Annotated in this window: 20 protein-coding genes and 3 pseudogenes; 12 read left to right on the plus strand and 11 right to left on the minus strand. The window is 70.1% G+C overall.

The genetic code is table 11. The features are described from left to right. Window positions 1-122: 122 nt before the first annotated feature. The 4 genes and pseudogenes from PV682_RS34710 to PV682_RS34725 all read right to left on the minus strand — a co-directional run. Window positions 123-1,796 carry a DUF262 domain-containing protein gene (locus tag PV682_RS34710; RefSeq protein ID WP_319735732.1) on the minus strand — a complete coding sequence of 558 codons (1,674 nt, stop codon included), beginning with the start codon at window positions 1,794-1,796 and terminating at the stop codon, window positions 123-125. A gap of 2 nt (window positions 1,797-1,798) precedes the next feature. Further along, the gene (locus PV682_RS34715) at window positions 1,799-2,824 is read right to left on the minus strand and encodes a hypothetical protein (protein ID WP_319735733.1); all 1,026 of its coding nucleotides are present in this window, start codon (window positions 2,822-2,824) and stop codon (window positions 1,799-1,801) included. Further along, complete coding sequence (locus tag PV682_RS34720) at window positions 2,814-4,076, minus strand: AAA family ATPase (protein WP_319735734.1); 1,263 nt, start codon at window positions 4,074-4,076, stop codon at window positions 2,814-2,816. Before PV682_RS34720 ends, PV682_RS34715 begins: the two co-directional genes overlap by 11 nt. 464 nt (window positions 4,077-4,540) lie before the next feature. Further along, window positions 4,541-4,696: pseudogene (locus PV682_RS34725) on the minus strand (DUF255 domain-containing protein); the annotation flags it as partial. Between the two features lie 146 nt (window positions 4,697-4,842). Here PV682_RS34725 and PV682_RS34730 point away from each other — a divergent pair. The 4 genes and pseudogenes from PV682_RS34730 to PV682_RS34745 form a co-directional block, all read left to right on the plus strand. Continuing rightward, window positions 4,843-4,944, plus strand: a pseudogene (locus PV682_RS34730) (DNA-binding protein); the annotation flags it as partial. Window positions 4,945-5,151: 207 nt separating this feature from the next. After that, window positions 5,152-8,352 carry a tetratricopeptide repeat protein gene (locus tag PV682_RS34735; protein WP_319735735.1) on the plus strand — a complete coding sequence of 1,067 codons (3,201 nt, stop codon included), beginning with the start codon at window positions 5,152-5,154 and terminating at the stop codon, window positions 8,350-8,352. A gap of 12 nt (window positions 8,353-8,364) precedes the next feature. Next, a complete protein-coding gene (locus PV682_RS34740) occupies window positions 8,365-10,551 on the plus strand; it encodes a tetratricopeptide repeat protein (protein ID WP_319735736.1) in 2,187 nt (728 codons plus the stop codon). A gap of 3 nt (window positions 10,552-10,554) precedes the next feature. Next, window positions 10,555-11,817: a CHAT domain-containing protein gene (locus PV682_RS34745; RefSeq protein WP_319735737.1), complete on the plus strand. Its 1,263-nt coding sequence runs from the start codon at window positions 10,555-10,557 to the stop codon at window positions 11,815-11,817. Window positions 11,818-11,909: 92 nt separating this feature from the next. Here PV682_RS34745 and PV682_RS34750 read toward each other — a convergent pair whose 3' ends face one another. Together PV682_RS34750 and mca are read right to left on the minus strand one after the other, a co-directional pair. Beyond that, entirely contained in the window at window positions 11,910-12,155 is a 246-nt protein-coding gene (locus PV682_RS34750) for a hypothetical protein (protein WP_319735738.1), read from the minus strand. Continuing rightward, the gene (gene mca, locus PV682_RS34755; protein WP_319735749.1) at window positions 12,148-13,008 is read right to left on the minus strand and encodes a mycothiol conjugate amidase Mca; all 861 of its coding nucleotides are present in this window, start codon (window positions 13,006-13,008) and stop codon (window positions 12,148-12,150) included. The genes PV682_RS34750 and mca overlap by 8 nt, the downstream gene beginning before the upstream one ends. Before the next feature lie 179 nt (window positions 13,009-13,187). On the opposite strand from mca, the gene PV682_RS34760 reads away from it, so the two are divergent. Next, window positions 13,188-13,586 carry a DUF4307 domain-containing protein gene (locus tag PV682_RS34760; RefSeq protein WP_319735739.1) on the plus strand — a complete coding sequence of 133 codons (399 nt, stop codon included), beginning with the start codon at window positions 13,188-13,190 and terminating at the stop codon, window positions 13,584-13,586. Between the two features lie 190 nt (window positions 13,587-13,776). Further along, window positions 13,777-14,277, plus strand: coding sequence for a transcription elongation factor GreA (gene greA, locus PV682_RS34765; RefSeq protein WP_055723574.1), 501 nt, complete (start codon window positions 13,777-13,779; stop codon window positions 14,275-14,277). Window positions 14,278-14,386: 109 nt separating this feature from the next. Here greA and PV682_RS34770 read toward each other — a convergent pair whose 3' ends face one another. The 3 genes from PV682_RS34770 to ilvA form a co-directional block, all read right to left on the minus strand. Then, window positions 14,387-15,241 (minus strand): ABC transporter permease, encoded by an 855-nt coding sequence (locus PV682_RS34770; protein ID WP_319735740.1) that lies wholly within the window; start codon window positions 15,239-15,241, stop codon window positions 14,387-14,389. Then, window positions 15,238-16,254 (minus strand): ATP-binding cassette domain-containing protein, encoded by a 1,017-nt coding sequence (locus PV682_RS34775; RefSeq protein ID WP_319735741.1) that lies wholly within the window; start codon window positions 16,252-16,254, stop codon window positions 15,238-15,240. The genes PV682_RS34770 and PV682_RS34775 overlap by 4 nt, the downstream gene beginning before the upstream one ends. Window positions 16,255-16,468: 214 nt before the next feature. Further along, on the minus strand, window positions 16,469-17,698 hold the full coding sequence (ilvA, locus tag PV682_RS34780) for a threonine ammonia-lyase (protein ID WP_319735742.1): 1,230 nt from the start codon (window positions 17,696-17,698) through the stop codon (window positions 16,469-16,471). Between the two features lie 163 nt (window positions 17,699-17,861). Between ilvA and PV682_RS34785 the strand changes: the two genes are divergently transcribed. From PV682_RS34785 to PV682_RS34795, 3 genes are all read left to right on the plus strand, one after another. Further along, complete coding sequence (locus PV682_RS34785) at window positions 17,862-18,368, plus strand: MarR family winged helix-turn-helix transcriptional regulator (protein ID WP_055723570.1); 507 nt, start codon at window positions 17,862-17,864, stop codon at window positions 18,366-18,368. 101 nt (window positions 18,369-18,469) lie between these two features. After that, window positions 18,470-18,919, plus strand: coding sequence for a sigma factor-like helix-turn-helix DNA-binding protein (locus tag PV682_RS34790; RefSeq protein WP_109363765.1), 450 nt, complete (start codon window positions 18,470-18,472; stop codon window positions 18,917-18,919). After that, entirely contained in the window at window positions 18,916-19,167 is a 252-nt protein-coding gene (locus tag PV682_RS34795) for a hypothetical protein (RefSeq protein ID WP_055723568.1), read from the plus strand. Before PV682_RS34790 ends, PV682_RS34795 begins: the two co-directional genes overlap by 4 nt. 28 nt (window positions 19,168-19,195) lie before the next feature. Here PV682_RS34795 and PV682_RS34800 read toward each other — a convergent pair whose 3' ends face one another. After that, on the minus strand, window positions 19,196-20,350 hold the full coding sequence (locus PV682_RS34800) for a cystathionine gamma-synthase (RefSeq protein WP_055723567.1): 1,155 nt from the start codon (window positions 20,348-20,350) through the stop codon (window positions 19,196-19,198). A 155-nt stretch (window positions 20,351-20,505) separates the two neighbouring features. Between PV682_RS34800 and PV682_RS34805 the strand changes: the two genes are divergently transcribed. Beyond that, window positions 20,506-21,624 (plus strand): hypothetical protein, encoded by a 1,119-nt coding sequence (locus PV682_RS34805; RefSeq protein WP_319735743.1) that lies wholly within the window; start codon window positions 20,506-20,508, stop codon window positions 21,622-21,624. Window positions 21,625-22,047: 423 nt separating this feature from the next. Further along, complete coding sequence (gene msrA / locus PV682_RS34810; RefSeq protein ID WP_319735744.1) at window positions 22,048-22,713, plus strand: peptide-methionine (S)-S-oxide reductase MsrA; 666 nt, start codon at window positions 22,048-22,050, stop codon at window positions 22,711-22,713. Between the two features lie 11 nt (window positions 22,714-22,724). Here msrA and PV682_RS34815 read toward each other — a convergent pair whose 3' ends face one another. Then, the gene (locus tag PV682_RS34815) at window positions 22,725-23,027 is read right to left on the minus strand and encodes a hypothetical protein (RefSeq protein ID WP_319735745.1); all 303 of its coding nucleotides are present in this window, start codon (window positions 23,025-23,027) and stop codon (window positions 22,725-22,727) included. A gap of 437 nt (window positions 23,028-23,464) precedes the next feature. Between PV682_RS34815 and PV682_RS34820 the strand changes: the two are divergent. Beyond that, a pseudogene (locus PV682_RS34820) lies at window positions 23,465-23,718 on the plus strand (hypothetical protein); the annotation flags it as partial.

Consider the following 23,718-nt stretch of genomic DNA (forward strand, 5'->3'; position numbering starts at 1 on the left):
TCATGAGTCGAGCGGAGAAGCTGTGTGATGATCCTGGTTGTGCGGGACAATAGCGAGGCATCCCGCACAGCCATGCCGGTTCACGCAGGGCTGAGGCTACACAAGCCTGGACTAACTGCACCTCACTCGGTGTCAATGTCGGCCTCGCCGACCTCCTTGTCGGCCGACTTAATGCCCAGGCTCTCGATGAACTGCCGCTCCCGCGCCGCTAGTTCGTGCTGCCGGGCAAGGATGAACTCGGTGAACTCGTCGGCCTTGAGGTACTCGATGGACGCGAGGCTGACTCCGTGCGAGTCCAGGATGTCGGTCCGTCCGTCCTCCGCGAGCCTGATGAGCGCCTGCCGGATCGACACACCCGGCGGCGTCGTCATGACGATCCGGTTGGCAGGACTGGAAGCTCCGGGGACCCCGCTCTGGGTGATGACGTGTCGATAAGTCTCGCTGTGCGCCGTCGCCAGCTGTTCCAGTACGTTGGCGCTGCCGCCGTCGAGGTTCTTCCGGTCCGGGAACGTCTGCAGGTCCCAAATGAGGTAGGCGCGCACTCGCGCGCTGCGCAGGTCGAAGCGTTCGGGGAAGGAACGGGCCCGCTCAGCGGAGTAGCTGAGCCCGCCCTTGCCCCGGGCGAATGCCTTCATCTCCGTAATGAATTTCCGGACCTGGGTGGTGGTGGACCCGGCGAAGGTGCCCGCCAGGGATGTGGTCCAGAACCAGTGCCGGAGCTTGACCCGCTGCTCCGCTTCGACGTTGTCGGAGAAGTGGAAGAAGACGGCGAGCAGCATGATCTGGATGTTGTACGGAACCAGGCGAGCCAGCGGGACCCGGACCTCCTCCCGCAGGAACTCGACCACCTTCTGGAGGATCAGGTCAGTGTCTTCCACTGCGGTCGTGAGCTGCCCCTGGACCTTGCGAGCCATCGTCTCCCAGGAAGTGTCCCCATATACGTCCTCCTCGCCGGACAGCGCGAGAACGGTCTGGAAGATCGTCATGATCGGGATCTCGCCGAAGCCCGAAGCGGCGATCCGCCCCTTGATCTCCTCCATCTTGTCGCTGAGCGTCTCCGAGCCGATCGTCCCGTAGGTCAGTGCGGAGACCATCTGGTCGGGACGCATCTTCTGGCCGCTGCTGTTGATCCTGGAGAAGACCTCGATGGCCTGCTGCAGAGTGCCGCCCTCCATACGCACCACGGAGACCTTGTAGTTCTTCACCCGCTTCGCGATGCGCTCGCTCTCCTTGGTGAGACGGTCGGCCTCCTCGCGGGAGTGGGAAACGTCGGACAACGTCCGTGCGTATTCGAGAAAGTCCAGGGTCCCCAGTACGGACCGCATGGGCAGGAAGTGGCCGGGCACCGGCTCGCTGCTCTTCCAGTGGCGGTAGCGCACGCCGTCGTGCTCCGACCGGACGAGAGGCCGGTAGACCCACCACATCCAGTCTTCCTGGCGGGCGGACCGCGGAGCGTCAGCCGAGCGGTGGAGGACGCCGAACAGCGTCGAGAGCCGCTGGTGACCGTCCAGGACGTAGGCGACCTTCGCCCCTTCCGATGCCGGCGGAATCCTGCGCCCACCGATGGTGTCGAGGCTTTCGAGCGGCATGGTGGTCTCCCAAATGAGCAGGCTGCCCATCGGGTAGCCGCGCTCCATGCTGTCGAAGAGCTGGAGCATCTGCTCGGGGCGCCACAGGAAGGGGCGCTGGAACTTCGGCACCCGCAGCTCGCCCTGCGCGATCCGCTCCAGGACCTGCTCCAGGAAGTGGACCTCCGGCACCACGGAGATATCCTTGACCACCTCGATGTCTCCCATTCTCAGATCACACCCCGAATCGTTTCGAACATCAATTGCAATTCCTGTTTCGCTCCGGGGCCCAGGCCGTCCAGGTCCCGCTCCGATATGCCGCCGCGCATCACCTCTTGCAGGAACAGACTCGGCAATTCCGTTCCGAATCCCTCCTGGAGGGTGATGAGATCCTGCTCCGCCACTTCGTCGTACAAATCACCGTGGCGCTGCGGGATGGCGTAGGTGGTCCCGGCCTTCTTGGAGTGGCGCCCCTTCTGGTCGGCACCCTTCTGCGGCTTCCCCTTGAATCCGTGCTTCATGTCGAAGTGGGCTCGCTGCTCAGGCGAGAAGGTCTTGAAGGACTCCAGGCGCTTGGCCATGGAGGACATTCCGACGGTCTTCTTCGGCTGCCGGGCCAGGACCCGGTTGGGAATGTAATTCTCCATCTCCCGGAAGCTGAGGACGTGCACACTCACGCCTTCACGGGCCGCGGCTTCTGCCTTCTCGTGATTGCCGGTCCGGTCCGTGGGGTGGAAGCTGTCGCTGTCGATGACGAGGACCACACGTTTGGTACGGGAGAACAGCGCGGCCTGATGGACCGCGTGCAGGGTCGCCCCGTCCTTGCCGCCTCCGTTGTACACGCCGAGGCGGCTGCCCTCCTTGGCGTCGATGACGTCCTCGCAGCCGAGCAGACGCGCAAGCGCCTCGATCATCTGCCAGTCGTAGATCGCGTTCTCCACGACCAGCACGGCCGGCCGCTCCAAGTCGCGGATGTCCGCCGAGAGCGTCTCGCTGGCCACCCTGACCACGCCCGTGGTCCCCCCGTGCGGCGCCCATGTCTGCGCCATGCTCGCCTTCTGCGCGAGCAGCCGGTAGCTCTGCGCCAAGACTGGGAGGTGTCGCTCCAGGAACGTATGGACGGCATCCACATCACGCGGGGAGATCGCCCACTCGTGCCGCCCCTCCCTGAAGAACGCGATCAGCTTCAATATGAGCTCTGCGTTCTCGTCGCCTTGACGGTCCTTCAGCAGATCGACGGGAATCTCAACGCGCATCGTCGATCCGATTCGCCTGCGCGTCCGCGAGGGCGCGCGCCTCCTCGAAGTCCTCCGCGAAGACCCCCCGCGGCCAGTAGTCGAGGTTGCCGAGGGCGTCCACCTCGATCTTCCGCACGGTGGCCGCCCCCTCGGCCTGCTCAACGAAGTAGATCTTCACGTCCTCCGGCGCCAGCTTCCGCTCCGCGACTCGCCGGCGCAGCCTGAGGAGGAAGTTCTCGCTGTGCGTCTCCACCAGGAAGCGCACCTGTGACTCCTGCACGGCGTCGACGTAGAGATCGGCGATCGCGGCGTGTGCCGAAGGGTGGAGATGGAGTTCGGGCTCCTCCACGATCTCGATCACCGGCCCGGCGGGCGATTCCACGCGGTCCGCGGCCAGCTGGATCACTATCGGCAGGAACTGGACCACACCGGTGCCGACGTCGTCGATGTGGACGACGAGATCGGGGTCGCGCAGGGAACGCAGCTTGGGGATGTACATCCCGGAGCCGACATCGGTGATTTCGAGCCGCCACCCGGCCAGGATGCTTTCCAGTAGGGTGTTCACCTCACGGCCGATCAGACCGCGCCCGTACACCTCGTCCGCGGCGAGCATGCCGAGCGCCCTCTCGCCCCGATAGCCGACGCTGCCCAGGGTTCTGGCGGTAGACCGGAAGAAGCGCTCCGGGCTCTTCCTGAACGGACCCAAATACCGGATCTCGTCGAGGCCTTCCCTAATGAGCCCAGTGACGCCGCTGACACCACCGACGGAGTCCGGCCAGTCGGCCGGATCGGGCAGCAGCCCGCGAAATCCGACTTTGGCCTCCTCGCCGTCGACAAGATACGCACGCTTCTCCGGAGAGTAGGCGTCGACGCCTGGCATCCATGAGATGTTCGCGACCTCTGTCCCGCAGAAGATCTGCACCGAGGAGACCAGCTGAATTCCCTGGTTGGCGATGTTCTGGACCTCGGCTGTGGCGCTGACGGTCCCACCGTCTTCGCGCCCGATCGACGCTCCCAGGCGAATGTGTCCATGAGGTGACGAGCCGTGGATCAGATCGGCGAACGAAGGAGTGAAGCCCTGGATCAGGTCCAGATCCAGAGGGTGCGGGGAGTCACTGCGGATACCATGGGAAAGGAGCGGGAGCGCTCGTACGACCGCACTCTTGCCAGAATTGTTCCGGCCCAGCACCACGGTGATCTTTCCAAGCTCCACCTCTTGTCTCTCCCTGAAGCAGCGATAGTTCTCCAGCGAGAACCGTTCCAAGGACACCTGGGCTCCCGTTCGGTCAAACCATGTCTGGCGAGGCCCTGCCGACCTCAACGCACACCGCTCCAGCGGCACGCCAGCTTTTCCTCAGCAATAGTCTCAGACGGTGGAACCTCGGCACCCGAGTTTCGCTCCTCCATCTGCGGAGATGCCAAACGTCTGCCTTGGAGTTCCAGTTGCCTGGCGAGGCCGTCAGCGGCCACACAACAATCCTCCCCCTGGGCTGGAGAGGTGCTTCGCGCGGCTGCGAGCCTGAGCGCCAGGAAGGGCAGCCAGCCGATCAGCATTCCCCAGACCGCGGCCTGGCCCGGCCTTTGGGCCTCCTGGAAAGGGTACGGTCGACATCCCCTGCGGCCAGCCCCAGCCCGCCTGCTTGAGTCAACTTGCGGTCCGCTTGGGCCTGAGTGTGTCGCCCGCGCCGCAGACAGACGCGAGGACCATCGACTACCAGGTCTGCGAGTTCACTGACACCAGTGGCACGCGGAGTAGCCGACCGACAGCAGAACGGGGACGTCCCTCCGTCGCGCTTCCTCGAAAGCCTCCGGTGTCCACGGCCACCAGTCGACCGGATTGTCAGCGTGCTGGAGCAGATACGGCGAGGTCACACCCGCTAGCCGGTTCATGCGATCCAGCCTCTCACAGGGCCGGACACGAGCCGGGAGAACGCTCTCGAACCGGTCGTCGCGGCCCACGAGGAAGTGCACGGCACGCTCACGGAACAGGAGGTCGAAGCCGCTCGTCGAGAGCTGTTCGGGGACGAGAACGCCGAGCGGCGCTGACCATTGCGGAGGCCGTGCGCGGGAAGACCGACCGGGCGCGCTTGGCGTGGGTGCTCTCCCGGCTGCGGGTGGAACCGGTCGGCCAGGAGGACATCAGAGAGGTATGAACGCCTCCCCCAGTCGATCCCCCTCGGCGTCGACCGGCCTGGTGAGCCGTCCGACGCGCCCCCGCGCCCCCTCCCTGCCGACCCCCGGCAACGAGTTGTGACAGGACGGTGCCAGTTCTCCCCTTCGCATCCGGGCGCCCCCCGCCGCACACTTGACCAAGGACAGCTGTTGCCGCCGGAGGGGGACGGGACATGCGGGACAGTCATCGGGTCGAGGCCGAGCGGTTGGTGGTTCGGGCTGTTGAGGAGGAGGTGCGGCGGTCCGGGGGGCGTACGGACGGGAAGGTGCTGCTGGGGAGGGCGCGGGGCGCGCTCGATGCCATGGCGGAGACCGCCGGCGCCGAGTACGAGGCGTACACGAGGGCGTTGAGCGAGGCCGAGGCGGCGAACGTGAGCTTCGGGCAGCGGTACGCCGAGGAGGGCGGCCGAACTCCGCTGCTGATCGCGGGTGTTGCCGCGGTGACGACGACGGTGGCCGACCTGGTGCTCGGCACGGGCACGGGCACGGCGTTCGGCGCGGGCCTCGCGGTCGGGGTCGTGGGCGCCGCGGCGACGGTCGTGAAGGTCGCCGGCACGCATCTGCCGGCCGCGAGCCGCCGGGCCGGCGCGGCCGGACAGCCGGGCGGGGCCGAGCAGTTGCGGCTCCAGTGGCTGACGGCGCTCGAGGTGCGGGGCATCCGCCCGTTCCTCGACCAGCAGCGGGTGCTGAGCGCGTCGACGGGCCCGAAGGCGACGGGGCCGCAGCTGAAGGGCACCGACAAGAGCGCAGCCGCGCGCGGCCGTACGCTGCTTGAGCAGTCGTACGCCCAACTCCCCGAGTCGTCCGGGGTGTTCGCGGGCCGACGGCAGGAGCTGGCGAAGATCAGGCAGTGGGTGCAGGCGGGCCGGGCGTCGACGCGGACCCGCCCGACGGTGGTGGTGCTGCACGGCGAACCCGGCAGCGGGCGTACGGCGCTCGCGGTGCGCGCGGCGCACGATCTGCGCGACCAGTTCCGGGGCGCCTGCGTCGTGGACCTGCGCGGCGGTTCGGACGAGGGCCCGCTGTCGACGCGGGACGCGCTGCTGCACCTGCTGAACCGGCTGGGCGCGCCGCGCGAGCAACTCCTGTTCCGGGAGCGGTCGTCGGCGGACCAGCAGGTGAAGCGGCTGAGCGAGCTGTACTACCAGCACCTGACGAAGCTCCCGGTCACGGTCGTCCTGGACGACGCCTCCGACCCGGCGCAGGTCCGCACGCTGATCCCGGAGCGCTCGGACAGCCTGGTCCTGGTGACATCCCGTACGCCGCTCCCGCTGCCCGCCGAACTCGGCGCGTGGGTCCACGAGTTGCCGGTACGCCCGCTGGAGGCGGCCGGCTCCGAGGAACTGCTGGCGGCTGCCGCGCAGGACAGCACGGGCCCCTACGACGCGGAGTCCACCGACCGGGTCCTGGACCTGTGCGGCGGCCTCCCGCTGGCGCTGCGCATCGCCGGTTCCGCGCTGGGCCCGCGTTCGCCACGCCAACTCGCCACGGAACTGGGCGCGTACGGCCCCGTACAGCCCACCGACCGTGCCCTGTGGCTGCGTTACACCGACCAGCCCGAGCAGACCCGGCGGCTGCTGCGCCGGCTCGCGCTCGCCGGGCGGGCCTCGCTGGGGGCCGCCGCCGCTGCCGCGCTGCTCGCCACCGACCGGAGCGAAGCGGCCCGGCTGCTGGGCGAGTTGGCGCGTGCCGGGCTGATCGACCGGGTGCGCGGGGACCGGTTCCGGCTGCACGACGTGGTGCGCGCGTTCGCAGCCGCCCGGTTGCAGGACGAGGAGGAGACGAGTGAACTCGTCGCCGCGCAGGAGCGGTTGATCGTCAGCTATTCCGAACTCGCCGACTCCGTGCTGCGTTTGGTCGACGGCAACATGTCGACGCGGTCCGACCGGTTCAGCCCGCACGGATTCACGTCCCTGGACGAGGCGTTGCGGTGGCTCGACGACGAGTCCAGCTTCATCACGGCGACGCTGCGGCACGCCGAGGGCGTCGACCAGGCCGCCGTGCTCAGTCTGCTGGGCGCGCTGTGCGACTACTGCCTGCTGCGCGGCGACCTCTACCGGCTCGGTGAGATCAGCGAGTTGGCGCAGTCCATCGACCGGGGGCTGCTCGTGCGGTCCGTGCAGTGGCGTACCGGGATCGCCGCGCGGCAGCTCGGTGAGCTGGACAAGGCGCGCACGACGCTGACGTCCGTCGTCGACCTGTATCTCGAAGCGCACCACGACGCCGGTGCCGCCCGCGCGCTGTGCTCGCTCGGGATCACCCTGCACCACCAGGGGAACCTGGTGGAGGCGGCCGTGAAGCTGCGCGAGGCTCTCGACCTGCAACAGGTACCGGAGTTGGCGACCGACCGGGCGTGGTCGTTGCACGCGCTGGCCGCCGTCGAGCGGGACCGGGCGCGGCTGTCCGAGGCGCTGGAGCTGCTCACCGAGTCGCTCGTCCTGCACCGGCGGGGCGGGTCCGTGCACGGGGAGGCGTGGGCGCACTACCAGTTGGGCCAGCTGAACCTGCGGCGCGGTGAACTCGAAGGCGCCTTCGGGGAGTTGAACCGGGCGCTCGAACTGTACGGGCGTACCCGTGACGCCCGCGGCGAGGCGTGGGCGTTGACGCAGCTCGCGCGGACGCGGCTCATCGCCGGGGACGCGGCGCTCGCGGCCGAGGAGCTGCGGGCCGCCGCCGCGCGGCACCGGGAGAACGAGGACGCCCGCGGGGAGGCGTGGACCGTCTACTACCTGGGCCTCGCCCTGGAGGAGACCGGTCAACTCGACCGTTCGGTGCGCGAGTTGGAGCGCTCCCGGACCATGTTTTCCCGGATGCGCGACGTCTACGGCCTCGCCTGCGCCCGCCACCAGTCCGCCCGTGTCACCCGCGATCAGCGGGCCGCGCAGACCGGGTCCCTGCGCAACTCCGGGTTCGCCCGGCAGTTGCTGGTGGACGCGCGCGCCGACTTCCAGCGGATCGGGGTCGCGCACGGGGAGGCGTGGACGTGCCTCGAACTCGCCGTCGTCGACGCGGGCAACGCGCGTACGGCGCAGGCCCTTTCGCTGTGCGACGAGGCTATCGCCCTCTTCGCGTCGTACGGCGACCGGCGGGGCGAGGACTGGGCGCGCTTCCTGCGCTGCACGCTCCTGCCGTACGCCTCTCCCGGCGGGGTCGAGGTCGGGACCGCCGTCGCGCAGGAGGAGCTCCGCCAACTCGGCCGCGAGACCCACGACTTGCGGGACGAGAAGCTGGGCGACTTTGTCGACGCGTTCGGGTTGGTGCTGGAGCGGGGGGTGAGCCTGGAGGCGGGCTGGCAGGCTTGGCGGCTGCGGATGGTGCCGGGGCGGCATGCGCGGGAAGTGATGGGGGTGGCGGTGTCGGCGGGGGCGGCTTAGGGAGGGGGCGGGGTGGACGTCTATCAGGAACTCCTCCGGCGTCGGATGGTGGTGCTGGAGGAGGAGGTGCGGCTTCCGGCGGGGGTGCCGGTGATCCGGGTCGAGGACATCGGGGTGTCCGAGCCGCCGGAGGTGACGTTGCTGCGGGTGCTGGCGGAGCCGGGGCTGCGGGAGCGGGTCGGGGACTCGGACGTCGAGGAACTGGTGGGTTCTCCCCGGGAGTTCGCGGAGTCCGTCGTCAGGCTGTCCCGTCGGGTGCTGCGAGGCTTCGGAGGCTTGGTCCTGCGTCTCGACGGCCCCGGACAGCCGTTGCTCGACGTCATGGAGTCACTGGCGACGAGCGGGGTGGTCATGGTGCTGGCCGTCACCGCGCCGCAGGATCAGCGCTTCCCTGAGACGCTGGGTCCCGAAGCGATGCACCTGTACGAGAGCCTGGCCGCGCTGACCACGACCGGCCCTCTTCGCGTACCGCTCGATTTCCTGACGCGCGAACAGCCTGAATCCACCGGCCAGTTGGCGGGAGCCCGCCTGGCGGACGTGAACCGCGCGGGTATGCGGCTGCACAGCACGGCCGCCGCCGGGATCACCCGGCACTGGTCCCCCGACGAGACCCGCTCCCGTGCCGTGACAGCACTGCGCCTGCTGCTGGACACCCACCGGCCCGAAACGGTCGACCGGTTCGGCTGGACGTACGTCCTGCTCGCCGGACGCCTCCTGGACCTGTCCCCGGACGACCGGGCGGGCAAGGACGCCGTGCGGTCGCTGACGCGGGAACTGGAGCGTTCCCAGCAGGTGTTGGCGCTGGCCGCGCTCTGGCGGTTCGTGGGTTCACCGGCTGTCGTCCCCTCTCCGTTCCAGCCCGCCGTGGGCGAGTGGGAGCGGGGGAACCTCCGCGCCGCCTCCCGGCTGCTCGCCGAGATCCCCGAACGCCGCCCCGCCGACGGCTGGGTCCTGCACACCCGCGCCGCCGTCGCCTGCGACCGGGGCGACCTGTGCGGCGTGGGCCCTTTGCTGCGGCGCGCGATCGAGGCGCACCAGGTCGCCGGGGACCGGCGGGGTGAGGCGTGGGCGATGCTCTGGTACGGGCGTTGGAGGCTGCTCAGCGGGGACTTCGACGAGGCGGAGAAGGTGATCGACGCCGCTCGGGTGGCGTTCCAGGACGTCCACGACACTGCGGGAGTGGAGTGGGCGGGCGTCGAACAGCAGCGGCTCGCCCTGTTGTTGCGTGCCAGCGGTTACCCGGACGGCGCCCCGCCCGAACCCAGGTCCGCGAGACCGCGTCAGGGAAGCGGGCGGGCAGGCGACTGGGCCGACTTGTTCTCCGCGCTGCCGCGGACCCCCCTCCGCAGCCGCTGGGAACCGCTCGTGTCCTCGGACCAACTCTGCGCGGCCTGGTCACGGCACTTCAGATGCATACGGGCCCGGCAGCCCCTGTACTCCGACACGGGCGTGCTCATCGAACTCAACCGGAACATCGAGGCGTTCGCCCGCCTCGGCTGCCCCCACGGCGAAGCCTGGACCTCCCTCGAACTGGCCATCCGCACCCCTCACCACTCCTCCGGCTCCCACGCCTTCGCCAAAGCCCGAGCCCGTTTCCAGTCCATCGGCGACGAAGCCGGCCTCGCCTGGGTCACCCTCGCCCAAGCCTTCGCCATCAACGATGACCCACCCCCCGAAGCCCTCCACGAACTCTCCCGCCGCTACCCGCCCGCCCTCCTCGCCGCCACCGAATGGCCCTGGGAACACGGCCGTTTCCGCATCCCCGTCGCAGCCCGCCTCCTCATCCCGGAGCCCCGCTACGAAGGCACCCAACTCCGGTTGCCCACAACGGAATCCCGCGTCCGCCTCACCCTCCACGACGACAACCGCCTCACCCTCCAGGTGGTCCCCGGCCCGCGTCACCCCTGGTCCACGACCGCCGCCCTCCCCTGGCTCTCCGCCCGGGCAACTCCCCTCACCCCGGCGGACATCACCCCGGAACACGCGGTGACGATCCGCCCCGGCCCCCCGGACGACACGGACGCCGGCGCCGAGTTCCGCTTCACCCCCCACCGCCCGGGCCTCCACCGCATCCGCTTCACGGTGGAACACCACCTCACCGGCACGGTCCTCCAGGAACTGGAGACGGAGTTCGACGTGACGGACACCCCCGGAGCCGACCTCACCGGCACCACCCCCACCTCCCTCGGGAGGACCTGACCGGTGCCGAAAGAACTCCCCCTCCGCATCACCCAGGACCCCAGCCACGGCTTCACCCGTCACCCCGCGTCGACGATCCGCCACCCGGACCTGGTCCTGACCCTGGACACGTACGCGGAGGACCACATCAGGGCCCGCGCGTACGGCACGGCGCTGCCTCCGTCCCCGCACGAGTACACGGCCCGCCTGGACGTCTCCCCGGCGACGGTCCGATCCAGCGCGGCACGTCTGCGAACCCTGTGGAAAAGGGAGTTGGTGGCGCACGAGCCGGTGGACCCGGCGACCGGCATGCCGGTGAGCGAGCCCTACGCGACCCGCATGGACCTCACGGACGAACCCGAACTCACCGAGATTCTCGACGAGTTGGCGGAACAGGGCGCGTACCTCCTGTGGCACGAGCTGCTCGGCGCGGGCGGCCGGGGGGCCGACCGGCTGCGGAGGGTCGTCCAGGAGGCGCTGACCAGCGAGAAGCCGCTCAGGATCAGGGTCGACTCGGCCCTGTTCCTGCCCTGGCCGATGCTGGCGCTGCCGGCGGGAGCCGAGGAGAACCCGCTGCACCGGTTCCTGGGCTACCGGCACCAGATGGAGCAGACGGGCGGCCGGTACGCGGACTTCCCGGACGAGGCGGACCCCCAACTCCCCCCGCCCGTACCGGTGGTGAGCCTGAACCACGACAAGAACATCGACCCGTACGGCCGCACGAGGGCGGCGGACGTGGCGACGGCGCTCGCGGAGGGCACCGTATGCGTGGAACGCTCCCGCCGGGACGAGCTGCTCGCGGCGCTCAAGTCGGGGCGTATGGACGACCAGTTGATGTACTTCTGGTGCCACGGCAGGTTCGAGGCGGCGCAGGACGCGGGCGCTCCCCTGCTCGTCGTACGTCTGACGGACAGTCAGGACATCGATGCGCACACGGTGTTGGCGCGGCGGACGGCGGGCCTGCTGCCGTACCGTCCGCTGGTGCTGTTCAACGCGTGCTACGCGGGCCTGCCGGGCGGCGCGGACCTCACGTATCTCGGCGGTGCGCTGATCACGGCGGGCGCGGGCGGCGTGCTGGGCCCGCAGATCGAGATGCCGCAGGTGTTCGCGGCGGAGTACGCGTACGCGTTCGTCACCCGGTATCTCGGCGCCGCCGACACGGCCGGCGAGATCGCGCACACGCTGGCCCGGCACTTCGCGGACACGTTCCGCAACCCGCTGGGGTTCGCGTACGCGCTGCACTGCGGGATGGACCGGCGGCTGGAGCGGACCGCCCCGGTACGGTGACGCCGGTCACGCCGTACTGTGCGGCCCGGTCGTCACGACGTATCCGTACTACCCCAGTAGTACCCGTGTAGTACGACCGAGCCACCGACGGGTCAGCTCTTGGCCGGCTTCTCGGAGGCGGGAGCCGGGGTCTCCTCGGCGGAACCCCCCGGTTCCTTGAAGTCGACCCGGTTCATGTGCTTGCTCATCGACTTCATCAGCCCCCACACCGCCAACGCCATGGCGGCGAACACGATGAAGCCGAGGACGCCTGGGGTGACCTTGTTCTCGTCGACCTCCTTGGCGAGGAGGACGAAATGCGTCATTGCCGGGCTCACGCTTGCGCTCATGTCAGGCATTGTCGCGGATGCCCGCAAAGAGGTCGTCCTCGGGGATGGACGAATCGACGAGCGACTTCGCGAGCTCGTACTCCTCGGTCGGCCAGACCTCCTTCTGGATCTCCATCGGAACGCGGAACCAGCCGCCGTCGGGGTCGATCTGCGTGGCGTGCGCGAGGAGCGCCTTGTCGCGGATCTCGTAGTACTCGGCGCACGGGATGTGCGTGGTCAGGACGCGCTCGACGCGCTCGAACTCGTCCCAGCGCTTGAGCCACTCCTCGTACGGGGACTCCATGCCGCGGGCGATCATCGCGTCGTGCAGGGCCTGGGTGCGCTGCCGGTTGAAGCCCTGGTTGTAGTAGAGCTTGCGCGGCTGGTACGCGGGCCCGTACTCGGACTCGGGGTACTTCTCGGTGTCCGCCGCCGCCTCGAAGGCGATCATCGAGATCTTGTGGGTCATGATGTGGTCGGGGTGGGGGTAGCCGCCGTTCTCGTCGTAGGTGGTGATCACCTGTGGACGGAACGAACGGATCTTGCGGACGAGTTCCCCGGCCGCCTTGTCTTCATCCTCAAGGGCGAAGCAGCCCTCGGGGAGCGGCGGCAGCGGGTCGCCCTCCGGCAGGCCGGAGTCGACGAAGCCGAGCCACTCCTGCTTGATGCCGAGGATCTCGCGGGCCTCGTCCATCTCTTTCTTGCGCACCTCGTGGATGTGCTCCTCGATGTACGTGTCGCCCTGCAACTTCGGGTTCAGGATGGAGCCGCGCTCCCCGCCCGTGCAGGTGACCACCAGGACGTCCACCCCCTCGGCCACATACTTCGCCATGGTGGCCGCGCCCTTGCTCGACTCGTCGTCGGGGTGGGCGTGGACGGCCATCAGTCGCAGCTGGTCAGTCAAGACTCATCCTCAGTCAGTCGGCACCCGGTCGTCCGGTGTGCAATCACGTCGGTCCGCCCCGTAGGGAGGTCTCCGAGGGGCGGTGGTCGCCCGCGCGCGGGGGGCTTCTATAGTGACCGAATCGGGGGACGAATTGTTCCGGGGCCCGGAGGACCGACATGAGTACGGCAAGTGCGAGCGCGCCCGAGGGGCGCTACGGCCGTACGACCGACGCGCGGGCCGACCACCGGCTGAAGGTCCTCGGCGGCGTCCTGGGCGTCCTGCTCCTCGGGCTCATCGGCTGGTTCGGCTGGCACTACGTCGGCCAGAACGAGATCAGCGGTGAGGTGATCACCTTCCAGGTCTCCGACTCCTCCGTCTCCGTCCACCTCGAAGTGCGCAAGGACTCCGGGACCAGCGGCTACTGCACGGTCCGCTCCCAGGCCGCGAACGGCGCCGAGGTCGGCCGCGCGGACTTCCGCTTCACCGGCTCGGACACCCGCATCGACAAGGTCGTCACGCTCCGTACGACGGCCCGGGGGACGACGGCCGAGCTGCTCGGCTGCCATCCGGGCTGAGACCGGCGCTCACCCGTTCGACGTATCCCGCCTGCGGGGTAGCTCTGACCTGCGGTGACGGTTTTCCGGTGACTTATGTCCTCCCCCTTCCGCCGTCGAATTGTTAGGCTCGTGGTTTCGCCCGTCCCTGAAGGAACATGCTTCGGGGTAGGGCGATGCTTTGTATTCCCAGTACCGACGAGGAGCACCTGTGACCCAGACCAGCGAGAACGTCACCTGGCTGACCCAGGAGGCGTACAACAAGCTCAAGGACGAGCTTGCGCACCTTACTGGTCCCGCGCGCTCGGAGATCACCGCGAAGATCGCGGCGGCGCGCGAGGAAGGTGACCTGCGCGAGAACGGCGGTTACCACGCGGCCAAGGAGGAGCAGGGCAAGCAGGAGCTTCGCGTGCGCCAGCTCACGCAGCTGCTGGAGAGCGCCAAGGTCGGTGAGGCCCCGCAGTCCGCGGACGGCGCGGTCGCGCCCGGCATGGTCGTCACGATCGCCTTCGACGGCGACGAGGACGACACCCTGACGTTCCTGCTGGCGTCCCGCGAATACGCGAGCACGGAGATCGAGACGTACTCGCCCCAGTCGCCCCTGGGCTCCGGTGTCATCGGCCACAAGGTCGGCGAGGACGCGGAGTACGAGCTTCCCAACGGCAAGAAGGCGATGGTCCGCATCCTGAAAGCGACCCCGTACAACGGCTGAGCCGTCCCACGCCCTCGACGGCCCCTGTCACCGGTTCGGTGACGGGGGTCTCGTCGTGGTACGGGGGTGAGGGGCCGCGAGCCGGCGGGCGCCGGGGGCGCTCACCAGATCAGGCCGTCGCCGAACGGTACTTGCGGACCGCCAGCGTGCGGAAGACGACGATGATCAGCAGGGAGTAGAGGACCGAGGCCCAGACGGGGTGCTGCATGGGCCAGGCGTCGGAGCGGGAGAGGCCGGGGTCGCCGAAGAGCTGGCGGCAAGCCTGGACGGTGGCGCTGAAGGGGTTCCATTCGGCGATGTGCCGCAGCCAGGGGGTCATCTGGGCGGAGTCGACGAAGGCGTTGGAGATGAAGGTGACGGGGAAGAGCCAGATGAGGCCGCCGGAGGTGGCCGCCTCGGGTGTGCGCACCGAGAGGCCGATCAGCGCGCCGATCCAAGTGAAGGCGTAGCCGAGGAGGAGCAGGAGGCCGAAGCCGCCGAGGATCTTGCCGAGGTTGGTGGGCTGGTCGGTGCCGAGGCGCCAGCCGACGAGGAGGGCGACGACGGCGAGGACGACGAGGGTGATCGCCGTCTGGACGAGGTCGGCGATGGTCCGCCCGGTGAGGACGGCGCCGCGGGCCATGGGCAGGGAGCGGAACCGGTCGATGAGGCCCTTGTGCATGTCGTCGGCGATGCCGGCACCCGCTCCGGCGGTGGCGAAGGTGACGGTCTGCGCGAAGATCCCGGCCATCAGGAAGTTCTTGTAGACGTCGGGGTCGGTGCTGTCGCCGATCTTCATGGACCCGCCGAAGACGTAGGCGAACAGCACGACGAACATGACCGGCTGGATGACCCCGAACAACACCATCTCGGGGATGCGGGACATGCGGATCAGGTTCCGCTTGGCGACGACCATGGAGTCCCGGAAGGACTGGACGGCGGGGTGTGGCGGGGCGGGGACGACCCGGGGTTCGGTGGTGGTCATTTCGCGGTCCTGCCCTTCTTCTCGGCCTTCCCGGTCTTCTCGCCGCCGCTCTCGGCGTCGCTGTCGGTCTTCTCCTCCGCGACGTGCCCGGTGAGGGAGAGGAAGACGTCGTCGAGCGTGGGCCTGCGCAGGCCGATGTCGTCGATCTCGATGCCGCGCAGGTCGAGTTCGCGGATGATCTCGGCGAGCAGCTTGGCGCCGCCGGTGACGGGGACGGTGAGCCGGCGGGTGTGCTCCTCGACGGTGACGGAGCCCTTGCCGGAGGCGGCGAGGAGGTCGGCGGCGGCGGACATGTGCCCGCGCTCGTGGACGACGACCTCGACGCGCTCGCCGCCGGTGCGCGCCTTGAGCTGGTCGGACGTACCGCGCGCGATGACGCGGCCGTGGTCGACGACGGCGATGTCGTGGGCGAGCTGGTCGGCCTCCTCCAGGTACTGCGTGGTGAGCAGGAGGGTGGTGCCGCCGGAGACGAGGTTCTTGATGACCTCCCACAGGAGCAGGCGGTTGCGGGGGTCGAGGCCGGTCGTCGGTTCGTCCATGAACATGACCGGCGGGGAGACGACGAGCGCGGCGGCGAGGTCGAGGCGCCGGCGCATACCGCCGGAGTACGTCTTGGCGGTGCGGTCGGCGGCGTCCGCGAGGTCGAAGCGGTCGAGGAGCTCGGCGGCGCGGGCCTTCGCCTGCCGGGGTGCCATCTGGTAGAGGCGGCCGACCATGACGAGGTTCTCGCGGCCGGTCAGGTACTCGTCGACCGCGGCGAACTGGCCGGACAGGCCGATGGACCGGCGTACGTCGTTGGGCTGCTTGAGGACGTCGAGCCCGGCGACGACCGCGCGCCCGCTGTCGGGGCGCAGCAGGGTCGTCAGGCAGCGTACGGCGGTGGTCTTGCCCGCGCCGTTGGGGCCGAGCAGGCCCAGGACCGTGCCTTCGGGGACGTCGAGGTCGACGCCGTCGAGGGCTTTGACGTCACCGAAGGTCTTGACGAGTCCTTCGGCGTAGATCGCACCCGGCATTGGGCTCTCCACGTCATCGGGGTGTTCGGGGATTCTTCGGTTCGCGGTTCTTCGGTTCGGGTGAAAGGTGTCGTGCGAGAAGCGTAGGTTCGTGCTTTCCGGATCGCCCGACAGAACGTTCGAGCGACGTACGACACACCATAACGCGATGTATCGCGTTGCTCAATGCATTTCACCCGTCCGGGCGAGCGGCACTCTCGTGACCTGGGGTTTCCTAGTCGATGACGGTGTAGCCGGCGGCCCGCAGGGCCTGTCCGACCTCGGTGCAGTGGGCCGGGCCCTTGGTCTCCAGGTGGAGTTCGACCTCGGCCTCGGCCAGCCCGAGCCGCGGGTCGGTGCGGACATGGCTGATGTCGAGGACGTTCGCGTCGGCCCCCGACAGCACCCCCAGCAGCGTCGCGAGGGCGCCGGGACGGTCCGTGAGCCGCAGCCGCACGGCGAGGTAACGGCCCTGCGCGGCCATTCCGTGCCGCAGGACGCGTTGCATCAGCACCGGGTCCACGTTCCCGCCCGACAGCACCGCCACGACCGGCCCCTCGAACGCGCCGGGCTCGCTCAGCAGCGCGGCGACGGGGCTCGCGCCCGCCGGTTCGACGACCAGCTTGGCCCGCTCCAGGCACAGCAGCAGCGCGGCCGACAGGGCGTCCTCCGAGACCGTACGCACCTCGTCGACCAGGTCGCGGACGATCGCGAACGGCACGTCACCGGGGCGCCCGACCCTGATGCCGTCGGCCATCGTCAGCGGGGAGCGCACCGACACGGGCCGCCCGGCCGCGAGCGACGGCGGGTACGCGGCGGCGCCGGACGCCTGGACGCCGACGATCCGTACGTCGGGGCGCAGCGCCTTCACGGCGACCGCGATGCCCGCCGCGAGCCCGCCCCCGCCGATGCCGACGACGATCGTCCTGACCTCCGGACACTGCTCCAGGATCTCCAGGCCCACCGTGCCCTGGCCCGCGATGACGTCCGGGTGGTCGAAGGGGTGGATGAACACCGCGCCCGTCCCGGCGGCGTACTCCTGCGCCGCGGCGAGCGTCTCGTCGACCACCTGGCCGTGCAGGCGCACCTCCGCGCCGTACTCGCGGGTCGCGCTGATCTTCGGGAGGGGTGCGCCCTGCGGCATGAACACCGTCGCGTGCACGCCGAGCAGCGCCGAGGCGAGCGCGACGCCCTGCGCGTGGTTGCCGGCGCTCGCGGCGACCACCCCGGCCGCGCGCTCCTCGGGGAGCAGACCGGCGATCCGCACGTACGCGCCACGCAGCTTGAACGAACCCGTGCGCTGGAGGTTCTCGCACTTGAGGTGCACCGGGGAGCCGACGAGCTGGGTGAGGTGCCGGCTGCCTTCCATGGCCGTCGTGCGGGCCACGCCCGAGAGCATCTTCTGGGCGCCCCGGACGTCGTCGAGGGTGACGGACCGCAGGGCGCCGGACGTGCTGTGGCTCATGCCCCCAGCATCGCAGTTCACAGCCGGGAACGAGTCCGCCGACCGAGGCGCGGGACGGGTTTGCGCAGCGCCGGTACGACTGACCGTCCGGCCGCGTACCCTGTCCCCCAACCCAGCACCCCCATGATGGAGCGAGCCCCCGGCCATGCCCACAACACCAGAGATGTCGATGGACATGACGACCGTCGGTGACACCGGTCTTCTCGACGCCCTCCAGCACGAGGTCGCCCTCTTCGCCCGCCGCGCCGAACAGACCCGGCTCGGGGGCGTGGGCCAGGTCCGCAACTCCATGGACCGTGCCGCGTACCTGCTGCTCAACCGCCTCGACAAAGAGGGCCCGATGGGCGTGAAGGCGCTCGCCGCGAGCATGGGCATCGACTCCTCGACGGTCACCCGGCAGGTCGCGCCCCTCGTCGACACCGGCCTCGTCAAGCGCACCTCGCACCCCGAGGACGGCCGCGCCGTCGTCCTCCAGCTGTCGCCGCGCGGCACCGCCCGCCTGGAGGAGGTCCGCTCCTCCCGGCGCCAGTTGATGGCCGAGCTGACGCAGGACTGGCAGCCCGAGGAGCGCGAGGTGTTCTGCTCCCTGCTCACCCGCTTCAACACCGCCCTCTCCGCGCGCATGTCCGCCCAGGGCCTGCCGGGGGCGGAACCCGCACAGGAGTCCTGAGGGTCCTCACATCGTCGGACGCTTCACCGGGCACGGGGGTTGACCGGTGCGGGGTCGCCGGTCTCAGATGAGGACGGTCCAGACGGCGGGGGAGGTGCCGGGTGCGGGAGTTCGAGGCGTTCGTCGCGGGTGCCGGGGGACGGCTGCTGTGGACGGCCACGCTCATCACCGGTGAGGTCGCGGACGACAACCCGCGCGCGCGACGCCTGCTGGCGAGCGCCCTCGCGCGTACGTACGCGTCCTGGGACCGCGTCCAGAAAGGCGACCCGTACGACCACGCGCGCGGGCACCTGGCGACCCGCTTCGCCCACTCCGCGTGGCGCCACCACACCACCCACCCCGACTCCCCGCTGGCCCGCCTCACCCCCCAGGAACGCCTGATCCTGGTCCTGCGCCACCACGAGGGCATCGCGGAGGAACAGATCGCCGCCCTCCTCGGCCTCTCCCCCGAACGCGCCCGCGCGATCTGCCACCGGGCCACCACGAACCTCCTGCACCCGCCCCGGGGCCCCGCGCCGATGGTGCGCGGGGCGAAGGCGGTGCCGTCATGAGCAGCCGGTCGAACCGTGAAGTGGCCGTGCGGCGGATGATGGAGGGGCCGACGCTGGTGGTGCCGGCGGAGGTGCTGGGCGAGGCCGTGCGGCGGGGCGGGCGGCTGCTGTGGTGGCGCAGGGTGGCGCGGCGCGTGATGTGGACGCTGCTGTTCGCGGCCGTCGTCGCGTTCGCCGTGTGGGCCGCCGTGGCACAGCCGTGGGTGGAGCCGCCGTCCGAGACGACCCCACCCGTGGTCCGCTGGTAGGGCTGGTAGGGCTGGTAGGGCTGGTAGGTCAGCCGAGCGCCTGCTTGAGGTCCTCCAGGAGGTCCTCGACGTTCTCGATGCCCACGGAGAGGCGGACCAGGTCGGCCGGGACCTCCAGGGCGGACCCGGCGGCCGACGCGTGCGTCATCCGGCCCGGGTGCTCGATCAGGGACTCGACGCCGCCGAGGGACTCGCCCAGCGTGAACACCCGCGCGCGGTTGCACACCTCGACGGCCGCCTCCTCGCCGCCGGTCACCTGGAAGGAGACCATCCCGCCGAAGGACCGCATCTGCTTGGCCGCGACCTCGTGCCCGGGGTGGTCCGGCAGACCGGGGTAGAGGACGTTCGTCACGCGCGCGTGCCGGGTCAGCATGTCGGCGACCTTCACCGCGTTCTCGCTGTGCCGGTCCATGCGCACGGACAGCGTCTTCGCCCCGCGCAGCACCAGCCACGAGTCGAAGGGCCCGGCGACCGCGCCCATCGCGTTCTGGTGGTACGCCAGTTCCTCCCCGAGCGCCTCGTCCGCGGTGACCAGCGCGCCGCCGACGACGTCGGAGTGGCCGCCCATGTACTTCGTCAGCGAGTGCACGACGACGTCCGCGCCGAGCGCGAGGGGCTGCTGGAGGTAGGGCGTCGCGAACGTGTTGTCGACGACGAGGCGCGCGCCCGCGTCGTGCGCGACCTGCGCGACGGCGGCGATGTCGGTGATGCCGAGCAGCGGGTTGGAGGGGGTCTCCACCCACACGGCCTTCGTCCTCGGCGTGATCGCCGCGCGCACGGCCGCGAGGTCGCTGGTGTCGGCCACCGACCACTCCACGCCCCAGCGGGCGACGACCTTCGCGAACAGCCGGAACGTGCCGCCGTAGGCGTCGTTCGGGATGACCACGTGGTCGCCCGGGCTCAGCAGGGTGCGCAGCAGGCAGTCCTCGGCCGCCAGCCCCGACGCGAACGCGAGCCCCCGCCGGCCGCCCTCCAGCGCCGCGAGGTTCTCCTCCAGCGCCGTGCGCGTCGGGTTGGCGCTGCGGCTGTACTCGTAGCCGCCCCGCAGGCCGCCGACGCCGTCCTGCTTGTAGGTCGAGACCTGGTAGATCGGCGGTACGACCGCCCCGGTGAGGGGGTCCGCCGTGTTGCCCGCGTGGATGGCGAGCGTCTCGAAGTGCTGACTGATGTGCCTGTCGCTCATGGGTTCCGAGGGTAGTGCGCTCGGGGCGGTGGTGCGGTACGGAGTCCGGGGCGGAGCCGGTTCGGGCTGGGGGGCGGGGGGCGGGGCCGGGAAGTTGTCCACAGGCCGTGGGAGGGGGTTCGCCAATTGTCGGTCGGGTCTGGTTCGCTTGAGGCATGGAGATTCTCTTGGTCCTGATCGCGGCGCTGCTTCTGAGCTTCGTGCTGCTGCCGTTCCTGCGGCGCAGGCGGGGCGGGATCGAGCTGGTCGCGCCGGGGCACCCGGATGCTGCCGACCCGGCGGACTACGGCTTCGTGCGCGAGGAGGAGTTGGACGTCCGGATGCCGGGCCCCGACCAGGACCTGGTCGATGTGCTGGACGTGGTGCAGCGGTCGCAGGACTATCGCGCGGCGCAGCAGTTGCTGGCGGGGACCGCGAAGGACGGCGAGGTCCGGTGGCAGCGGGTGCAGGCGTTCGCGGGGGCGGCCTCGCTGGAGTTGCAGCAGCGGCCGGGCGGGGTGAGCGACAGCCCGGGCGGGCAGTGGCTGCGGGTGTGGCGTGCCGAGCAGCCGAAGGACGCGGGCGGTGCGGCGGTGCACGCCGAGTTCCTGGTGCAGCAGGCGTGGCGGACGTCCGCGCCGGGGACCGACGACTTCCGGATCATCATGGAGGAGGCGAAGGAGGCGTGCGGGCAGGCGGCGCTCCTCGCCCCCGGTGACCCGGTCCCGTACATCGTCGAGCTGTCCATCGCGCGGGGGCTGAACTACTCCCGCGAGGAGTTCGAGCAGCTCTGGCTGAAGATCCTCGACCGCGCCCCCGACCACATGGGCGCGCATCTCTCGGCCCTGCACTACTGGTGCGAGAAGTGGCACGGCTCGCGGGAGATCGCCCAGTCCTTCGCCGAGGCCGCCGCCGCCCGCGCGCCCCAGGGTTCACTGCTCGCGGCGATGCCGCTGTTCTCGGTCTTCGAGCACCTTCCCGAGGTCAACCTCGTGCGCGGCTTCTACCAGGGCGAGGTCGTCACCAAGGCGATCCACGGCGCGCTGCACGCGGTGCACTCCGCGCGCCGCGACGACCCGATGCTCGCGCACGTCCGGCATCTGCTGGTGTTCTTCCTCGTCCGCAGCGAGCGGTGGGCCGAGGCCATGAACCAGCTCGTGCACGTCGACGGCCACGTGGGCGCGCTGCCGTGGACGCTGTCGCAGGACCCGGCGGGCGAGTTCGCGGTGTACCGGGCGCTGGCGGTGGCGGGGTACGAGGCGAACGGGGGGAGCCCGGCGACGCTGCGGGCGTGAGGGGGCCGGCGGGCGGGCGGGCCGGCTCCGGGGTCGTACCCGGGTACGGCTGGCGGGGTACGGCGACGTAGGGGGCCGTATGGGGCCGCAGCGCTGGAACCGTACCGCCGCGCTGCTCTGCGGGGCTGGCACCGGGGTCGTACCCGGTTACACCTGGCGGGGTACGGCGGCGCACAGGGCTCAGCGCCGGAGCCGTACCCCCGCGCCCTGCGGCCTACCCGGGTAGTACCGGAGAGCCACGGCCCCTCACCGGCGTATCCGTCCCTCCCCCGGGCATACGTCTCGCAGCGGAACTCCGGCCGGTGCCCCACCCCAGCCTCCCCGCTCCACCTCGCCCCGCGGAATGCCCGCAGCGTCCCGGACGTTGTACCGGGCGCCGCCACCCGCGACGGCGGACCCGCCCCAGATCGACAGGGAGACGCGATGCTCTTCGGCCGTACGCCCCAACTGCCCACCCCGGAGCAGGCGCTCCCCGGCCGGCCGGCGCCCGTGTACCAGGTCCCGGAGCGGCACACCGTGCTGGACACGCCCCTCCAGGGCCCCTACCCCGAGGGGTACGAGGTCGCCGACTTCGCGATGGGCTGCTTCTGGGGTGCCGAGCGGAAGTTCTGGCAGCTCCCGGCGGGCGTGTGGACGACCCTCGTCGGCTACCAGGGCGGTCACACCGAGAACCCGACGTACGAAGAGGTCTGCTCCGGGATGACCGGGCACACGGAGGTCGTCCGCGTGGTCTTCGACCCCGCCCTCATCTCGTACGACACCCTCCTGCGCACCTTCTGGGAGTCCCACAACCCGACGCAGGGCTTCCGCCAGGGCAACGACGTGGGCACCCAGTACCGCTCGGCGATCTATACCCACTCCCCCGCGCAGGCCGCCGCGGCGGACTCCTCCCGCATCTCCTACCAGAAGGTCCTCACGGACGCCGGCCACCCCGAGATCACCACAGAGATCCTCCCCGCCGACACCCGCCCCTTCTACCCCGCCGAGGCGTACCACCAGCAGTACCTCGACAAGAACCCCGCAGGCTACTGCGGCATCGGCGGCACGGGCGTCTCATGCCCGATCGGCGTGGCGAAGGCGAGCGACTGAGCACCGTCCCATCACGAGACGGATCCGACCTCCACGGCCAGGTAGCGGAACTCCCCTCCCTGGCCGCCGAGTTCCGAGTACGGCTTCCAGGAGAGGGCGTAAGTTCCCAGCAGCGTGCAGGTGTTGCGCTTGTACGTTCCCCCGGCCCACAGCAACGTGCCGGTGAGTGTGCGTCCTTGGTGGATCCGGAATTCCTCGTCGCGGGTCCGCTTGCGGCCAGGGGCGGGGGGAGTCCACAGGGACGCTTCGTTGGTCACCATGACAGCGAGACCGTTCTGCTCCCGCCCCGCGCAGAAGCGCTCCAGTCGGGCCATGTCGCGTACGAAGTGCAGGCGTGCCAGTTCTCGATCTCTCGATCGCGGTACGAGTCCGGCCGATGCACAGCAGATCCAGGTACCTTCTGCACCCCGGCTCCTCCCGCTGCGGTACCTCCAACCTGGATTCCACGTCCGGTGCCAGTTCCCACAGTGTCCGGGCGAATCCGTGTTGCAGGTCGGCCTCGGAGTGGAAGACGGGTCTGTGCCGTCGCCATCCGGCCATTGAAGGGGGCGCACCGGAGAATGTTCAACCTGCCGGACGAGGCAACGCGCACCTCGACCGGGACGAGTGGGGAGGGCCTGCGGCCCATGCGCTGATCCGGGCACCCGGTGTCGGCCGAAAGGTGTTCTCTCCCGGCCGAGTCGGGGCTGGGCGGGGAGCAAGGGGCGGCGGACAATGGGGAGTTCGTGTCGGTGCGGTCAAGGAGGGGTTCGTGGTGTTCGGTCGGAGGCGGGAGTTGCGGATGCCGACGCGGGAGGAAGCGCCGGTGGGGCGGGGGGAGTTGGCGTACACCGTGCCGGAGCGGCATGCGGTGCTGGGGACCGCTTTGCATGGGCCCTATCCCGAGGGGCATCGAGTCGCCGAGTTGATCGTGTCCCTCGTCGTGGTGTTGGGGATCAACGGCTGGGAGTGCGCGGGCGTCTGCCCGGGGCGCACTTCCACAGGCGAGTTCCGCTCCCTCAACAG

It is taken from the genome of Streptomyces niveiscabiei, from assembly GCF_033794345.1.
Classification (GTDB): Bacteria; Actinomycetota; Actinomycetes; order Streptomycetales; family Streptomycetaceae; genus Streptomyces; species Streptomyces niveiscabiei.

Excerpts from the sequence above, each read along its gene's own strand:
- PV682_RS34710 (WP_319735732.1), bottom strand. The coding sequence starts at position 1,796 with ATGGGAGACATCGAGGTGGTCAAGGATATCTCCGTGGTGCCGGAGGTC.
- PV682_RS34715 (WP_319735733.1), bottom strand. The coding sequence starts at position 2,824 with ATGCGCGTTGAGATTCCCGTCGATCTGCTGAAGGACCGTCAAGGCGAC.
- PV682_RS34735 (WP_319735735.1), top strand. The coding sequence starts at position 5,152 with ATGCGGGACAGTCATCGGGTCGAGGCCGAGCGGTTGGTGGTTCGGGCT.
- PV682_RS34750 (WP_319735738.1), bottom strand. The coding sequence starts at position 12,155 with ATGCCTGACATGAGCGCAAGCGTGAGCCCGGCAATGACGCATTTCGTC.
- mca (WP_319735749.1), bottom strand. The coding sequence starts at position 13,008 with ATGGCCGTCCACGCCCACCCCGACGACGAGTCGAGCAAGGGCGCGGCC.
- PV682_RS34760 (WP_319735739.1), top strand. The coding sequence starts at position 13,188 with ATGAGTACGGCAAGTGCGAGCGCGCCCGAGGGGCGCTACGGCCGTACG.
- PV682_RS34770 (WP_319735740.1), bottom strand. The coding sequence starts at position 15,241 with ATGACCACCACCGAACCCCGGGTCGTCCCCGCCCCGCCACACCCCGCC.
- PV682_RS34775 (WP_319735741.1), bottom strand. The coding sequence starts at position 16,254 with ATGCCGGGTGCGATCTACGCCGAAGGACTCGTCAAGACCTTCGGTGAC.
- ilvA (WP_319735742.1), bottom strand. The coding sequence starts at position 17,698 with ATGAGCCACAGCACGTCCGGCGCCCTGCGGTCCGTCACCCTCGACGAC.
- PV682_RS34785 (WP_055723570.1), top strand. The coding sequence starts at position 17,862 with ATGTCGATGGACATGACGACCGTCGGTGACACCGGTCTTCTCGACGCC.
- PV682_RS34795 (WP_055723568.1), top strand. The coding sequence starts at position 18,916 with ATGAGCAGCCGGTCGAACCGTGAAGTGGCCGTGCGGCGGATGATGGAG.
- PV682_RS34800 (WP_055723567.1), bottom strand. The coding sequence starts at position 20,350 with ATGAGCGACAGGCACATCAGTCAGCACTTCGAGACGCTCGCCATCCAC.
- PV682_RS34805 (WP_319735743.1), top strand. The coding sequence starts at position 20,506 with ATGGAGATTCTCTTGGTCCTGATCGCGGCGCTGCTTCTGAGCTTCGTG.
- msrA (WP_319735744.1), top strand. The coding sequence starts at position 22,048 with ATGCTCTTCGGCCGTACGCCCCAACTGCCCACCCCGGAGCAGGCGCTC.
- PV682_RS34815 (WP_319735745.1), bottom strand. The coding sequence starts at position 23,027 with ATGGCCCGACTGGAGCGCTTCTGCGCGGGGCGGGAGCAGAACGGTCTC.